The sequence below is a fragment of the Heyndrickxia sp. FSL W8-0496 genome (assembly GCF_038007825.1).
Taxonomy (GTDB): Bacteria; Bacillota; Bacilli; order Bacillales; family Bacillaceae_C; genus Heyndrickxia; species Heyndrickxia oleronia.
The window spans coordinates 2,625,872-2,641,382 of sequence record NZ_JBBOXX010000001.1 but is presented as its reverse complement, the minus strand read 5'-3'; the positions used below and the strand labels follow the sequence as shown (position 1 = coordinate 2,641,382).

Sequence of the window (15,511 nt, the reverse complement as noted above, 5' to 3'; positions counted from 1 at the left end):
TTTTTTATGGAAAGAGAGGTTATTATTTTGTCTGAGTATCAAGAGTTTTTACAAGAAAGAGATCGAATTGATTTTTTAGTGGAAAAAGGTTTCAAAATAAAAAATATCACTGAGAATTTAAGTGGTGCTTTTGTAGAATTTGAAAAAACTTTAGATTCAGAAATAGAAAATGAAACATTACACATCTTAACAGCTGATGCAAGAAAATACTTTTCAGTAGTTTTAATCAACCAACAAAAAGAGAAAATATAACACGTTGAAAAGACATATCCCTTAAGTATTGGATACTTAAAGGATATGTCTATTTTTATTTGCAATCAAATACCTGTAAAGGATTTTATTCAATTATATCGAATAGTATATAAATACAGACCCTATATTCTTCTTAGATCCTTAATAAAAGATCAAATATTCTACTCAATTTTTAGAGGTGATATGAAATTGAAATCTTATATTACGGTAAAGGATATTTTACAAAGAAAACATTTTGAGATGATTGAGGTTATTGCAGGAAAAGAGGGTTTGAATCGCCTAGTTAAATGGGTACATGTTGTAGAAGTTACTAATATTCGTAACCTTCTAAATGGTAATGAATTAATTTTATCAACAGGAGTAGCTTGGAAGGAAAAAAAGGAATATTTTATCTCTGTATTAGAACAACTAATCGACTCATCGGCAGCTGGACTATGCATTGAAATTGGTACATACACTTCCTCGATTCCACCAGAAATCATTGATGTTGCGAATGAGCACAAATTTCCTATTATCCTCTTTCACAGAGAAGTACCATTTGTAGAAATCACTCAAGATATTCACTCACTTCTAATCAACCATCAATATCAAATGATCGCAGATCTTGAAAAATACTCCCAAACATTAAGTAAAAAACTACTAACGATTGATCATTACAATGAAATCCTCAAATATATTCAACATTATTTACAAGTTCAAGTGATTATTGTATTTAAGAATAAGGATATTCAATTCATCCCAAATGTATTAGATCAGGAGAGAAAAAAGTTATTGCAACTAGTTGAAAAAAATGAAAATAACCAACACTTAACTGCTAATTCATATTCAATTGCAAGTATTCCGATACATCTCTTAGGAAGTAACTATGCACAATTAATTATTACCTCCGACGAGCGTTCTTTAACAGAATTCGATCAGCTAATACTTGATCGTACTGCAACAGCTCTTGCTCAATTGATATTAAGAGATCTCTATGTGGAAGAAAAGAGTAGAGCAGAAGAAGTAGAATGGCTATCAAGGTGGTTAGAAGGTGATCAAACTGAAGATGATATTCATGAATATTTAGCCTACCAATCATCCACCATTAAACCAAAAGGAGCAAATGTCTGTATTTGCAGGCTTGAAAATTTTCAAAACCTCAGCAATATAGATTTAACTTATTTAAAACTATTTTATAAATCGATATTTGAACAACAGGGTTTTACTCTTTTTGCTATAGAAAGAAAGAATAGCATCATCTTTATTATTCTCAATGAAAGAAATGTCTCATCTTGGAAAAAAAGAATGAAGGAAGCGATTCAGAGATTGAAAAATTCTAATCCTTCAATGATAGATCAACATCCAATGCCTTTTATTGGAATAGGTAAATATGTTACAGATTTAGTGAATATAAATAGAAGCTATGAAACTGCATTAGAAACGATCCGAATACAGGAAAGATTATCGAATTCTTCTGATTTCTATTTTTATGATGATCTCCATATTTATCGTTTAATTTCTTTAATTAATCGTCACTTAGATTTGAATGAAATTGTACTTGAGTATTTGGAACCAATTATAGATTATGATAAGAAATATAATGGAAAGTTAATGCAAACATTAAAAACATATTTAGCATGCAACGGATCCAAACAAGAAACCGCGAAACGGCTTTTTATTGTTAGACAAACTTTATATCATCGCATACAAAAACTGGAGAAATTATTAGGGAAAGATTTTATGAACCCAGAAAAGAGAATAGCAATTGAAGTAATGATATTATCTTATGAATTCCTACAATCTTCAAAAAAACTTAAACACGCTGAACATGAAGCCTATTAGTAAACCCTAATAGGTTTTTTGGTTGGCATTTTTTCAAAAATTGCTATTTAGGTAATTTTTTAAGTAAGGCTGTTTTCTAGCCCAACTATTGGCTTTTACCGAATAAAGGACTCTAGCTGGTCATATGAAGTTACTCAGTAAAATGAAACGTGTAGTGGCCTTCAGTCGATAGTTATAACTTTATTTCAATAGCAACAATGTTTTAGAAAAGACCCTAAATGAAAAGTTAAAGAATAAGAATTTCATTATTTCACTGAGAAAAAACAACAAACTAACATGAAATATCAAATTAAATATCTTTTTGTCCCACTGAAGTTGAAAGTATGCCTATATGTATGGTGAAAATCTTCTTGTTAGAGGGCATTGAAGACATTGTTCATAATGTGGAAAAAACAAACTAAGATATTTTACAGTATGTCTAATGAAAACACTTACAAATTAAGTAATAATTCTAATAGGATAACTCTTTTTTATATCCCTACTGTTCCTTATGCTTATTGTTCCATTTTTAAATAGACGATAAGAAGTGATAAGAACACTAGCCATCTTATTTTTTCCTTAAGTTTATACAAGCAGAAGGAAAATATTTTTAGAAATAATTATGCTTTTTACAAAGGAGGAGGCTAAGAAATTATGACTGTGTTAAAAAAAGAAACTACAGTACTTAAAAATTTTATAAACGGTGAATGGATAGATGCAAATAGTAATGAAACTTTAGATGTTCCCAATCCTGCTACAGGTGAGGTAATAATTAAGGTTCCAATTTCTTCAAAGGAAGATGTTGATAAAGCAGTACAGTCAGCAAAAGAAGCCTGGAAGACTTGGAAAAACACTCCTGTTCCAAAACGCGCTAGAATTTTATATAAATATCACTATTTATTATCAGAAAATCATGAAAAGCTTGCCAAACTGGTTGTTCAAGAAAATGGAAAAGCCTATAAAGAGGCATACGGAGAAGTTCAACGGGGAATTGAATGTGTGGAATTTGCTGCTGGTGCTCCTACCTTAATGATGGGAGAAAGTCTTTCGAATATTGCAGAAGAGATTGACTCAGAAATGTTTCGTTACCCTCTAGGAGTAGTTGCTGGCATAACACCTTTTAATTTTCCAATGATGGTACCGCTTTGGATGTTCCCATTAGCTATTGCTTGTGGTAACACCTTTGTCCTTAAGCCTTCTGAACGCACGCCTATTTTAGCAAATGAATTAGTAAAATTGTTTACTGAAGCAGGAGCTCCAAAGGGTGTGTTAAATATTGTTCATGGAGCACATGATGTAGTAAATGGATTACTCGATCATGATGATGTCCGTGCTATTTCATTTGTTGGTTCCCAACCAGTAGCTAAATATGTGTATGAAAGGGCAGCTGCTGCGGGCAAAAGGGTTCAAGCATTATCTGGTGCGAAAAATCATCATATTGTAATGCCTGATGCAGATATGGAAAAGGCCGTATCCCATATTATTAGTTCTGCTTATGGTAGTGCTGGCCAACGCTGTATGGCTTGCAGCGCGGTTGTCGTTGTTGGTGATGGAGATGAATTTGTCCAGAACCTTAAAGAACGTGCAGATGAACTCATTATAGGGAATGGATTAGATGATGAAGTATTACTAACTCCAATAATTAGAGATTCACATCGTCAAAAGGTTTTGGATTATATCAAAATCGGCTTAAAGGAAGGGGCAACATTAATTAGGGATGGTCGAAAAGAAATGAATGAAAAAAATGTAGGAACTTTTTTAGGACCTACTATTTTTGATCAAGTTACCCCTGATATGACAATAGCAAAAGAGGAAATTTTCGCTCCGGTTCTATCATTATTAAGGGCGAAGGACTTAGAAGAGGGTTTAGAGTATATCCGTAAATCACGTTTTGGTAATGGAGCAACCATTTATACAAAAGATGCTAAGGCGGTTCGCCAATTTCGAGAAGAAGCAGATGCTGGTATGTTGGGAATTAATGTAGGTGTTCCTGCAACTATGGCCTTTTTCCCATTCTCTGGATGGAAAGATTCTTTTTATGGAGATCTTCATGTGAATGGAAAAGATGGCGTTAATTTCTATACGAGAAAGAAGATGATTACATCACGATTTGATTATTAATAAGATGGGAGTAGATTGAATGGAAAAATTAAAAGAAACCGGAGACTTTCTAACAAAGGACAAAGAACTTCTTTGGCATTCGATGAAACCTTATAATCCTGATGCTACAATGATTGCTCAAACGGCTGAAGGATCGTGGGTTACTGATCATCATGGGAATCGCTATTTAGATGCAATGAGCGGATTATGGTGTGTAAATGTCGGTTATGGAAGAACAGAGCTAGCAGAAGCCGCTTATGAGCAGTTAAAAGAAATGGCTTATTTTCCACTAACCCAAAGCCATACTCCTGCTATTAAACTAGCAGAAAAGTTAAATGAATTACTAGAAGATGAATACGTAATTTTCTTTTCAAATAGTGGTTCTGAGGCGAATGAAACTGCCTTTAAACTTGTTCGGCAATATCATCAGCAAAAAGGTGATCATGGACGCTACAAGTTTATTTCCAGATATCGAGCATACCATGGTAATTCCATGGGTTCACTAGCTGCTACTGGGCAAGCTCAAAGAAAATTTAAATATGAACCATTAGCACCAGGATTTATTCATGTTAGTCCTCCTGATTTATATCGAGATGATGACAGAGCTGATGATAAGCCAGCGGAGCTGAAGTCTGTAAAAGAAATGGATCAGGTCATGACTTGGGAGTTAAGTGAAACGATTGCCGGAGTTATCATGGAACCGATAATTACAGGTGGTGGTGTGATCGTTCCTCCCGATGGCTACATGGCTGGAATAAAAGAAGTATGTGAAAAGCATGGAGCTTTACTTATTGTAGATGAAGTGATTTGTGGATTTGGAAGAACGGGAAAAGCATTTGGTTATATGAATTATGGAGTAAAACCAGATATTATTACGATGGCAAAGGGGATTACTAGTGCATATCTACCTTTATCAGCTACAGCTGTGAAGAAGGATATCTATGAAGCGTTTAGCGGCTCAGCTGAATATGATTATTTCCGTCATATTAATACCTTTGGTGGCAACCCCGCTGCATGTGCACTAGCAATAAAAAATCTTGAAATTATGGAACGAGAAAGTCTATTTAGTCGTTCCTACGAGTTAGGTGAACAATTAAAACAGAGCCTGACTTCAGCGTTAGCAAATCATCCGTTGGTTGGGGATATTCGGGGCAAAGGACTACTGGTTGGTGTGGAACTTGTAAAGGACAAATCATCCAAGGAACCATTAGAAGTGGAACTAGTTAATAAAGTAATTGCTGGGTGTAAACAAAAAGGAGTGATAATTGGAAAAAATGGTGCTACTGTTGCAGGATTTAATAATGTGCTAACACTTGCCCCACCTTTAAATATTAAACTGGAAGACTTAGAATTAATCATCGATACATTAACTGAGGAAATAAAATCTTTATAGTCCAATTAAAACACTCGTAATTTTCTCTATATTACGGGTGTTTTAAAGCATTATACCTCGCAACTATGAAAATAGCTCTTTACTTAAATAATCTTGGCTTTGTAGATAATCTTTTAACCAATAAAAATAGGTTTGAGGAACGACAAGTCTTTCACTCCACTGAGAAAAGAGCTGAAAACTAAATAAGAACGATGAACCTTTATTAGGTGTAAAAGTTGGTAGCAGAGCTATTACACAAAAGCAACATACTATCCAAAAACAGCTATAATAAATGAATGAGGGTGAATATGGATGACTACTCGAACATTAATAATTAATCAACATCGGTTGAAAAAAAGGATTAATGCTTTAGCTGAAATTGGTAAAATTGGCGAAACAGGTGTATGTCGGCTAACTTTATCTAATGAAGATAGACAAGCGGTAGAAACAGTGAAGAAGTGGATGGAAGAAGCTGGCTTAACAACAAAGATTGATCATTTTGGAAATCTAATTGGTCGATATGAAGGTAAAAATCCTGACGCCCCTATATTAATGTTAGGTTCACATATAGATTCTCAACCTTATGGCGGTCGGTTTGATGGTGTTATTGGGGTTCTAGGAGCACTGGAAGTTGTCCAAACTATGAAAGAAAACATGATTATTCCGTCAATACCTATCGAAGTGGTGGCATTTTCTGATGAAGAAGGTTGTCGTTTTAATAAAGGATTATTCGGAGTAAGAGGGATACTTGGAAAGCTTGAGGAAGATGAGCTTGATAGAACAGATAAAAATGGGATTTCAAGAAGAGAAGCATTAATTCAATTTGGATGTGATCCTGATAAATTAGCTGACTCCGTTTATCCGCCTAATAGTATTGCAGCTTTCCTAGAAATGCATATTGAGCAAGGTCCGATATTAGATGTAATGGAGAAACCAATTGGTATTGTTACTGGTATATCCGGTCCCTTATGGTTAACAATTGAACTTGAGGGATTTGCGGGGCATGCCGGATCTGTACCTATGAAAATGAGAAAAGATGCACTAGTCGGGGCAGCCAAGATAATTGTCGCTCTTAATGAAATTGCCAGTCAAGATCCAGATTCACCCACAGTTGGAACAGTCGGTAGCATGAATGTATTTCCAGACTCTCGTAATATCATACCTGAAAAAGTTAGTTTCACAGTAGACTTAAGAGATATTGATATAAATCGAAGAAATCAGTTAGAAGAACAATTGAGAGAGAAAATAAATAGTATTGCAAATGAACATCAGCTGTCTTATAAAATTACAGAGGATACAAATAGTGAACCACGTTATTGTTCTGATCGGATTATGTCAATTATGAGAACAGAATGTAAACAAATGGGACTTGATCCCGTTGAATTAATGAGTGGGCCGTTTCATGATTCACTAGCTATGTCCTATATATGTGAGTATGGAATGATTTTTGTACGATGTAAAGATGGAATAAGTCATAATCCAAAAGAATTTGCGACATTTGCAGACATTTCATTAGGAACAGAATTATTGTACAAAACAACATTAAAGTTAATGGAAAAAATGAATAAATGATAAAGAAGGTCATTGTAAAAGGTACATACAATGACCTTCTTTATCATTTGCTTTTTCTTTTACTATTAATAATTTTTTAAAGGACAAAGTTGAACATAAGGCTGTTTCCGTAATGTAAATTGTTTTTGTAACAGCTATTATAGAAACAAAGTTTGAGAAAAGAGCCAGAAGAAAAAATCGTTGATAAAAGGTTTTAAAAGTTCTTGTATGTAAATAAATAATGTGCTATCCTGAATGTGGAAACGGTTACACAAAGAGGTGAGCCATATGGTTACAATACGAGATGTAGCGAAAGCAGCTGGGGTTTCAGTTGCAACGGTTTCGAGAGTATTAAATGAAACCGGTTACGTACATGAAGATACAAGAAACACAGTGAATGAAATGATTAAACAATTAAATTATAGTCCAAATGAAGTAGCCCGTTCATTGTATACAAAAAAATCGAGGTTAATTGGACTTTTACTTCCTGATATTACAAATCCATTCTTCCCTTTATTAGCTCGAGGAGTGGAAGATGAAATGAGACTTCATGATTATCGTTTAATATTTGGAAATACAGATGAAGATGCAGAAAAAGAACAAGATTATATACAAACGTTCCAGCAAAATAATGTTATTGGATTAATTTCTATGACAAATACTTTAAGTAAAAAAGTGTATCAAGATTTATCAATTCCCGTTGTTTTTCTTGACCGTACTTCTAGTGGTTATCCTTCAGTTTTTGCAGATGGGAAAGAAGGAGGTAAACTCGCAGCTATGGAAATGGTTAAAAGAGGCAGTAAACGGATTACTTTAATAAAAGGTCCAGGCCATTTGCAAACTGCAGTTGACCGATTTCAAGGAGCTTTAGAGGTATTAAGTACTTCTGATATAAATTTTTATGTGATGTCTACAACATCTTTCTCATTTAAAGATGCGGAAACATGGGCCAAGGATTTATTCGAAAAATATCCAGATACCGATGGTGTTATAGCTAGTAATGATATAGTTGCAACGGCAGTTATACATGAGGCATTACGAATTGGTAAAAAAATACCTGATGAAATTCAAGTAATTGGATTTGATGATGTTCCACATAGCAGCTTATTATTTCCTCCACTATCGACGATAAGACAACCGGCATATGAAATGGGAAAAGAAGCAGCACAGCTTCTAATTAAGCTAATGAAAAATGAAAAGTTGCAGAAGAAAAATATTCAATTACCGGTTACATTTATTAATAGAGATACTACCAGAAAGGTTGATGAACATGTCTAAAATTGTTGTCATTGGAAGTTCTTCAATGGACTTAGTTGTAACTGCACCAAAGAGACCTATTGCAGGGGAAACGATTATTGGTGAATCATTTAAAACAATTCCAGGCGGGAAGGGTGCAAATCAAGCAGTTGCCTCATCCCGCTTGGGTGCTGAAGTAATAATGATAGGTCGTATCGGTGATGATAATTATGGAGAAGTTATATTAGAAAACTTACAAAAAAATAATGTTGATACAAAGTATGTGGAACCGGTTACCGGCGAAAAAAGTGGAACCGCTCATATTATTTTAGCTGAAGATGACAACAGTATTATTGTTGTAAAAGGTGCAAATGATTATGTAACTCCCGAATATGTTGAAAATGCATTAGATGTTATTAAACAGGCAGATATTGTTTTAATCCAACAGGAAATACCAGAGGAAACGGTCGAGTATGTTGCAAATATATGTAATGAATTAAATGTTTCACTTCTATTAAATCCTGCTCCTGCTAGAAGACTAAGTCAAAATATTATCGATAAAGCTAGGTATATTACACCAAATGAGCATGAGGCATCTTTGTTATTTGAAGGCTTAACAAAGGAAGAGGCTTTAAGGAAATATCCAAATAAATTATTTATTACAGAAGGAAAAAACGGTGTTCGTTATTTTAACGGACAAAGTGAAGTTCTTATTCCCTCATATCAAGTTGAGGTAGTGGACACAACTGGTGCTGGAGATACCTTTAATGCAGCTTTTGCTGTGGCACTCTCAGAAAGAAAAAATATAGATGACAGTATTCGTTTTGCCAATCGGGCAGCTTCTCTTTCTGTTACAAAATTTGGTGCTCAGGGCGGGATGCCAATTCGTACAGAAGTAGAAGGAAGTATGGAAGCATGAAACTTAAAGGCATATTAAATAGTCATATATCAAAAGTATTAGCTGATCTTGGTCATACCGATTATATTGTTATTGCTGATGCAGGCTTGCCTGTACCTCAAGGAGTATTGAAGATTGATCTTGCATTACGATTGGGTGTTCCTAGTTTTGAAGAAGTAGTTTCAGTAATCAAAGACGATATGAGAATTGAAAAAGTAACTTTAGCAAGTGAAATCAAAACGCATAATCTCACAACATATCAGTATATGAAAGAGCAATTTAGTTGCGAAAATATAGAATTAGTTGCCCACGAAAAATTCAAAGAATTAACCCAACATGCTAAAGCTATTATTCGCACAGGGGAAGCTACACCATATGCGAATTGTATTTTGCAATCAGGTGTTATTTTTTAGTATAAGTACTTGTCACAGATTCATCTGATTATAATAATCGAACACATTCATTTAACAGAGGTGAAAAATGATGCAAATTTCCATGCAGAACATTCACAAAGCATTTGGTACGAACCAAGTGCTTTCGGGTGTTAACTTTGAACTACAACATGGAGAAGTACATGCCCTTATGGGAGAGAATGGTGCGGGTAAATCAACATTGATGAATATTCTTACTGGTCTCCACCGTTTGGATCAGGGGAAAATAATAGTTGATGGAAACGAAACGTATTATTCGAATCCAAAGGAAGCTGAAAAATATGGCATTACTTTTATCCATCAAGAACTAAATATTTGGCCAGATATGACCGTTTTAGAAAATTTATTTATTGGGAAAGAGCTTAAATCCTCATTAGGATTTTTAAAAACGAAGGAAATGAAAGCGCTGGCAAAGGAGCAGTTTAAAAAACTGTCTGTTACGATTCCGCTTGATCAGGAAGCATCCCAATGTTCTGTTGGACAACAGCAAATGATTGAAATAGCAAAGGCGTTGCTAACTGATGCGAAGGTCATTATTATGGATGAACCAACAGCTGCCCTAACGGAACGAGAAATTCAAAAATTGTTCGAGGTCATTGCTTCTCTAAAAAAAGAAGGGGTGTCAATCGTTTATATTTCTCATCGAATGGAGGAAATATTTTCTATATGTGATCGAATCACAGTCATGAGAGATGGGATAACAGTAGATACGAAGCCTATACCAGAGACTAACTTTGATGAAGTAGTCAAAAAAATGGTAGGTCGTGAATTGACAGAAAGATATCCCGAGCGAACTCCTAATTTAGGAAAAACAGTGTTACAAGTGAAAAACTTTTCTAGAAAAGGTGTATTTGAAAATGTTAGCTTTTCTGTTCTCTCCGGTGAGATTTTAGGTGTGTCTGGATTAATGGGAGCAGGTCGAACAGAGATTATGAGAGCGATTTTTGCATTAGATAAATTCGATTCTGGTGAGTTATGGATGAACGGGAAAAAAGTCAATGTAAAGACCCCATATCAAGCCATCGAACAGGGGATTGGTTTTATCACAGAGGACCGAAAGGATGAAGGATTAGTTTTAGATTTCTCTATCCGTGATAATGTCGTATTGCCTAGCTTAAAAAGTTTTGCACCGAAGGGCATTATTAAGGATAAAAATGAACAAACATTTGTGGAAATGCTCGTTAAACGATTAACAGTTAAAACTGAATCCATTAATTCTCAAGTAGGCAGTTTATCTGGAGGCAATCAACAAAAAGTAGTTATTGCAAAATGGGTAGGGATTGGTCCAAAAGTACTTATTATGGACGAGCCAACAAGGGGAGTTGATGTAGGAGCGAAAAGAGAAATTTATCAATTGATGAATGAACTAACTGATAGAGGCGTTGCGATTATCATGGTTTCATCGGAACTTCCAGAAATTCTCGGTATGAGTGATCGAATCTTGGTCGTACATGAAGGGAAAATCAGTGGTGAATTAACAAAAGCAGAAGCTACACAAGAAAATATAATGACATTAGCAACAGGAGGTCAGTAGGATGAAGACAGTTAGCGATGGGAAATCAATGAGTCGAGCAAATCATTTAGATAATATTATGCAAAAACTTGGTCCATTACTCGGATTTATTATTTTAGTAGTAATCGTATCTATTTTAAATCCAAGCTTTTTACAACCTTTAAATATTTTGAATCTATTAAGACAAGTTGCCATTAATGCTTTAATAGCATACGGTATGACATTTGTAATTTTAACCGGAGGCATTGATTTATCGGTTGGATCAATATTAGCATTATCAAGCGCATTAATGGCTGGGATGATGGTTTCTGGTTTAGATCCAATTCTAGCTATAATAATTGGTTGTTTACTTGGTGGAATAATGGGAATGGTTAACGGTTTATTAATTACAAAAGGAAAAATGGCTCCATTTATTGCTACATTAGCAACAATGACAGTATTTCGTGGTTTAACGCTCGTGTATACTGATGGAAATCCGATTACAGGCTTAAGTGATAGCCGACTATTTCAATTATTTGGTCGTGGTTACTTTTTAGGAATACCAGTTCCTGCAATTACTATGATTATTGCATTTATTATATTATATATCATTTTACAGAAAACCCCATTTGGTCGTAAAACTTACGCCATTGGTGGGAATGAAAAAGCAGCACTTATCTCTGGAATTAAGGTTCCTCGTGTAAAAATTATGATTTACTCACTAGCAGGGCTGTTATCTGCGTTGGCAGGTGCGATCCTGATTTCTCGTCTAGACTCTGCACAACCAACAGCGGGAACTTCATATGAACTTGATGCTATCGCAGCAGTTGTATTAGGTGGGACAAGTCTTTCAGGAGGTCGTGGGAAGATCTTCGGTACCCTAATTGGGGCATTAATTATTGGTACATTGAATAACGGGTTAAATTTACTTGGTGTTTCATCATTTTATCAAATGGTCGTTAAAGGAATTGTTATTCTTATAGCCGTTTTACTTGACCGCAAAAAAGCAGCATAGGAGGGGTATGTAATGAAAAAAATCTTAGTATTAATGATGGCCTTATCCATGATTCTATTAGGGGCATGCTCGATGCAGCCACCCGAATGGGCTAAACCATCTAAAAAGAGCAATTTAAAAAATATTAAAATAGGATTATCGGTTTCTACTTTAAACAATCCCTTCTTTGTTTCATTAAAGGATGGTGTTTTAAAGGAAGCGAAGGCAAAAGGAATGCAAGTGATCGTTATAGATGCACAAAATGACTCTGCAAAACAAGTAAATGATGTTCAGGACTTGTTACAGCAAGGTGTGGATGCACTATTAATTAATCCAACAGATTCTGCAGCTATTTCAACGGCTGTGCAATCTGCCAATGATATCGGTATTCCTGTTATTACGCTTGATCGTTCTGCAGATAAGGGGAAAGTAGAGTCATTAGTAGCATCTGATAATATTAAAGGTGGCGAAATGGCAGCCAATTATATTATTGAGCAGCTAGGTGAAAATGCAAAAGTAGTTGAATTAGAAGGTGTTCCTGGGGCATCGGCTACGCGTGAAAGAGGAAAAGGTTTTCATAATATAGCAGATAAGAAATTGAAAGTCGTAGAAAAGCAATCAGCACATTTTGACAGAACAGAAGGGTTAAACGTGATGGAAAACATTATCCAAGGTAATCCTGATATACAAGCTGTTTTTGCTCATAATGATGAGATGGCATTAGGTGCCTTAGAAGCCATAAATAGTTCAGGGAAAAATATAATTGTAGTAGGTTTTGATGGGAATGATGATGCACTAAAATCCATTAAAGATGGAAAATTAAATGCAACAGTTGCACAACAACCAGAACTTATCGGTAAACTAGCAGTAAAAGCAGCTGGAGATGTTTTACAAGGAAAAAAAGTAGAAAAAAATATTCCTGCACCATTGAAACTTGTAACCAAATAAAAAATAAACCATACCATGTTGTTCTTTTCGCAACATGGTCTTTTAATAACATTTCACTCGAGAAAAGAGTTGAAAACTCCATAGAAGCCACACTTAAACCTTTTTTAGGTGTAAAATCATAAGGTATAGTATTATTAGTGACAAAAAAGTGGTTTGATCAAAGATTATTTTTATACATAGAACGGATTTAGTATTTTGATAATCCATTGCAACAGGAACACACGTTCGTTAAATAAAGTAAATATCAAAGGGGGAGTTTGATGCGTAATATAATGCTTCGGAATGTGATTGAGGATGATCTTCCTATTTTTTTCAAGCATCAACAGAACCATGAAGCGAACCATATGGCTGCCTTTACGAGCAAAGACCCCAGTATTGGGATGGCTTCACTACACACTGGAACAAATTTCTTACTGATAGGGAAATTATTAAGCAGACGATTATTGTCGAAAAGAATGTGGTTGGGCATATTTCATGTTTCGAGCAGTTCGGAGAACTAGAAGTTAGCTATTGGATTGGAAAGGAATATTGGGGAAAAGGAATCGCAACAAAAGCTTTACGAGAATTTCTAAGGCACATTACAATTCGTCCCCTTTATGCTCGTGCCGCGAAAGACAATACCGGATCTCTTAAGGTCCTAGAGAAATGTGGATTCATGATTACTGGTGAGGACAATGGGTTTTCTAATGCACGTGGCAAGATGTGGAGGAGTTTATTCTTTCCCTCAATTAATGAAATCTAAAAATATAGTGTGTATTACCTTATAGGGCGGAATTCTGCAGCAAAAATTGTGCTCTTTCTTTATGTTAAGGCTTATTGAGCTTAAGGGTCAGGTTAGCTGAAGAAGGATAAATAAAAAAAGCAATGTATTATTATGTATATAACTATACAAGGAATGATTTTGATGAAGCAGCACATTTCAATTGAAGTTGATTTAATCTAAAATAGAAAGTCTCTAAAGTTGATAGCTGTTTGTTACTATCTCTGTGAAAATCTTTTTCTCATTAGTTTCCCGTTCCTTTGTTATCTATAGTTGTGTTTCTTAATTATACAAAAAAGTACCCTATTGGTAGACTAATTTGGTGTCTACTTAATAGGGTACATTGTATTGAGAAATAGAATTTTTAATATTGAAATTTTCTCAACGTTGTAAATCAGCATGTTCTCGATGCTACCACGATATTTGGTTAAGCTGTCTGTTCGCTCTTCTTCGGCAATAATTGACGAGTAGCAATTACGGCGACCCCAACAAAGGCAGCTGTTACACCAATCAACAAAGCTGTACCGCCGACTGGATATAAAACACTACCGATCATCGGTGCTGTTGCCATACCCAAATAACGGACAAAGTTGTAGACTCCCATTGCAGTTGCTCGTTCTTTAACGAATTCTGTCGATAATAAGGTTGGCATCGCAGGCATTGCTAGTCCACTTACAAAACCGGTAAGAGTTAATGCCATAAGCAATGTTATAAGGGAAAGCTGAGCGGCAAAAATAAAAATAACAAGACTGGCCACGATAAAAAAGCTGACCCAAAACAGTGATTTTACAGAACCAATTTTGGTTTGAAGTTTTCCGCTGAATTTACTGCCAACAAGATTAAATGCCATTAACACTAGGGAAAAAACACCGATAGTGGCAGCGCCCAGATTATATTGGGACTGCAATATCGTGGGGAGAAATACAATAAACGTGTAAAAGACATCATAAAGAACGAAACCGCTCAACAACACGACACGACCGGTTTTGCTTTGAAAAATCCGTCCAATTGCCTTTAGTCCAAGCAGTTTTCCTGTGGTAGTTGAAATTGTTGGCATAGTTTCGGGTAACAAGAACAAGGCAGTAAACATAATGAGAACAGCACTTGCCGCCGCAAAACCAAAGGCGCCAGTGTACCCAGATACAGATCCGATCAGGCCGCCAATCAAAGGCCCAACAGCAGGGGATATCCCCAATATCATTTGGTATGTGGCCATACTTTCAGCCCGCTTTTCACCTTCAAATACATCTCCGATCATGGTTGCAGCAACTAGAGGTACTGCAGCCGCTCCGATCCCTTGAATGACGCGGAAAAGGAGAAGCATTTCAATAGAAAAAGAAAACATACATCCAATCGTGGCTAGTACATAGATAATCATCCCGGGAATTAGAATTCTTTTGCGGCCGCTGCGATCGACGATAGGTCCAAGTACAACCTGCATCACGGCCATTGCGACCGTAAATAAAGTAACTGTGAGGTTAACCAATGATAAAGTAGTATGCAGATCATGCTGAAGGTCTGGGAGCAATGGAACATACAAACTTTGACCGAGAGAAACAATCGCGGCAGAAAGTCCAAGCACCAATAAAATCTTTCGTTTGTTCATAAAAATTCCTCCTGTTTTTATTGACTGGTTGTCAGTCAGTGTGTAAAATAAGTTTATAACGTTGACTGACT

12 protein-coding genes and 1 pseudogene are annotated in these 15,511 nt (G+C 35.5%); 12 read left to right on the top strand and 1 reads right to left on the bottom strand.

What is annotated here, in order from left to right; translation table 11 throughout:
- Positions 1-27 precede the first annotated feature (27 nt).
- The 12 genes and pseudogenes from NST63_RS13280 to NST63_RS13225 all read left to right on the top strand — a co-directional run bounded on the left by NST63_RS13280 (position 28) and on the right by NST63_RS13225 (position 13,806).
- On the top strand, positions 28-252 hold the full coding sequence (locus NST63_RS13280; protein ID WP_341042485.1) for a hypothetical protein: 225 nt from the start codon (positions 28-30) through the stop codon (positions 250-252).
- Positions 253-435: 183 nt separating this feature from the next.
- Positions 436-2,073 (top strand): PucR family transcriptional regulator, encoded by a 1,638-nt coding sequence (locus tag NST63_RS13275; RefSeq protein WP_341042483.1) that lies wholly within the window; start codon positions 436-438, stop codon positions 2,071-2,073.
- Between the two features lie 633 nt (positions 2,074-2,706).
- Positions 2,707-4,173, top strand: a complete 1,467-nt coding sequence (locus tag NST63_RS13270; RefSeq protein ID WP_212945698.1) for a CoA-acylating methylmalonate-semialdehyde dehydrogenase — start codon at positions 2,707-2,709, stop codon at positions 4,171-4,173.
- Positions 4,174-4,192: 19 nt separating this feature from the next.
- Entirely contained in the window at positions 4,193-5,545 is a 1,353-nt protein-coding gene (locus NST63_RS13265; RefSeq protein WP_341042482.1) for an aspartate aminotransferase family protein, read from the top strand.
- 291 nt (positions 5,546-5,836) lie between these two features.
- Entirely contained in the window at positions 5,837-7,096 is a 1,260-nt protein-coding gene (locus NST63_RS13260) for a M20 family metallo-hydrolase (RefSeq protein ID WP_436580333.1), read from the top strand.
- Positions 7,097-7,363: 267 nt separating this feature from the next.
- A complete protein-coding gene (locus NST63_RS13255) occupies positions 7,364-8,353 on the top strand; it encodes a LacI family DNA-binding transcriptional regulator (RefSeq protein ID WP_212945696.1) in 990 nt (329 codons plus the stop codon).
- Entirely contained in the window at positions 8,346-9,230 is an 885-nt protein-coding gene (gene rbsK / locus NST63_RS13250) for a ribokinase (RefSeq protein WP_341042480.1), read from the top strand. Before NST63_RS13255 ends, rbsK begins: the two co-directional genes overlap by 8 nt.
- Positions 9,227-9,622 (top strand): D-ribose pyranase, encoded by a 396-nt coding sequence (gene rbsD / locus NST63_RS13245; RefSeq protein ID WP_212945694.1) that lies wholly within the window; start codon positions 9,227-9,229, stop codon positions 9,620-9,622. The genes rbsK and rbsD overlap by 4 nt, the downstream gene beginning before the upstream one ends.
- A gap of 70 nt (positions 9,623-9,692) precedes the next feature.
- Positions 9,693-11,174: a sugar ABC transporter ATP-binding protein gene (locus tag NST63_RS13240; RefSeq protein WP_212945693.1), complete on the top strand. Its 1,482-nt coding sequence runs from the start codon at positions 9,693-9,695 to the stop codon at positions 11,172-11,174.
- Between the two features lie 28 nt (positions 11,175-11,202).
- On the top strand, positions 11,203-12,147 hold the full coding sequence (gene rbsC, locus NST63_RS13235; RefSeq protein WP_212945764.1) for an ABC transporter permease subunit: 945 nt from the start codon (positions 11,203-11,205) through the stop codon (positions 12,145-12,147).
- Positions 12,148-12,159: 12 nt separating this feature from the next.
- Positions 12,160-13,074: a ribose ABC transporter substrate-binding protein RbsB gene (gene rbsB, locus NST63_RS13230; protein WP_212945692.1), complete on the top strand. Its 915-nt coding sequence runs from the start codon at positions 12,160-12,162 to the stop codon at positions 13,072-13,074.
- 260 nt (positions 13,075-13,334) lie between these two features.
- A pseudogene (locus tag NST63_RS13225) lies at positions 13,335-13,806 on the top strand (GNAT family N-acetyltransferase).
- A gap of 455 nt (positions 13,807-14,261) precedes the next feature.
- On the opposite strand, the gene NST63_RS13220 reads toward NST63_RS13225, so the two are convergent.
- The gene (locus NST63_RS13220) at positions 14,262-15,440 is read right to left on the bottom strand and encodes an MFS transporter (protein WP_341042479.1); all 1,179 of its coding nucleotides are present in this window, start codon (positions 15,438-15,440) and stop codon (positions 14,262-14,264) included.
- Positions 15,441-15,511 lie beyond the last annotated feature (71 nt).

Coding starts and splice junctions, on each gene's coding strand:
- NST63_RS13275 (WP_341042483.1), top strand. CDS start 436: ATGAAATTGAAATCTTATATTACGGTAAAGGATATTTTACAAAGAAAA.
- NST63_RS13270 (WP_212945698.1), top strand. CDS start 2,707: ATGACTGTGTTAAAAAAAGAAACTACAGTACTTAAAAATTTTATAAAC.
- NST63_RS13265 (WP_341042482.1), top strand. CDS start 4,193: ATGGAAAAATTAAAAGAAACCGGAGACTTTCTAACAAAGGACAAAGAA.
- NST63_RS13260 (WP_436580333.1), top strand. CDS start 5,837: ATGACTACTCGAACATTAATAATTAATCAACATCGGTTGAAAAAAAGG.
- NST63_RS13255 (WP_212945696.1), top strand. CDS start 7,364: ATGGTTACAATACGAGATGTAGCGAAAGCAGCTGGGGTTTCAGTTGCA.
- rbsK (WP_341042480.1), top strand. CDS start 8,346: ATGTCTAAAATTGTTGTCATTGGAAGTTCTTCAATGGACTTAGTTGTA.
- rbsD (WP_212945694.1), top strand. CDS start 9,227: ATGAAACTTAAAGGCATATTAAATAGTCATATATCAAAAGTATTAGCT.
- NST63_RS13240 (WP_212945693.1), top strand. CDS start 9,693: ATGCAAATTTCCATGCAGAACATTCACAAAGCATTTGGTACGAACCAA.
- rbsC (WP_212945764.1), top strand. CDS start 11,203: ATGAGTCGAGCAAATCATTTAGATAATATTATGCAAAAACTTGGTCCA.
- rbsB (WP_212945692.1), top strand. CDS start 12,160: ATGAAAAAAATCTTAGTATTAATGATGGCCTTATCCATGATTCTATTA.
- NST63_RS13220 (WP_341042479.1), bottom strand. CDS start 15,440: ATGAACAAACGAAAGATTTTATTGGTGCTTGGACTTTCTGCCGCGATT.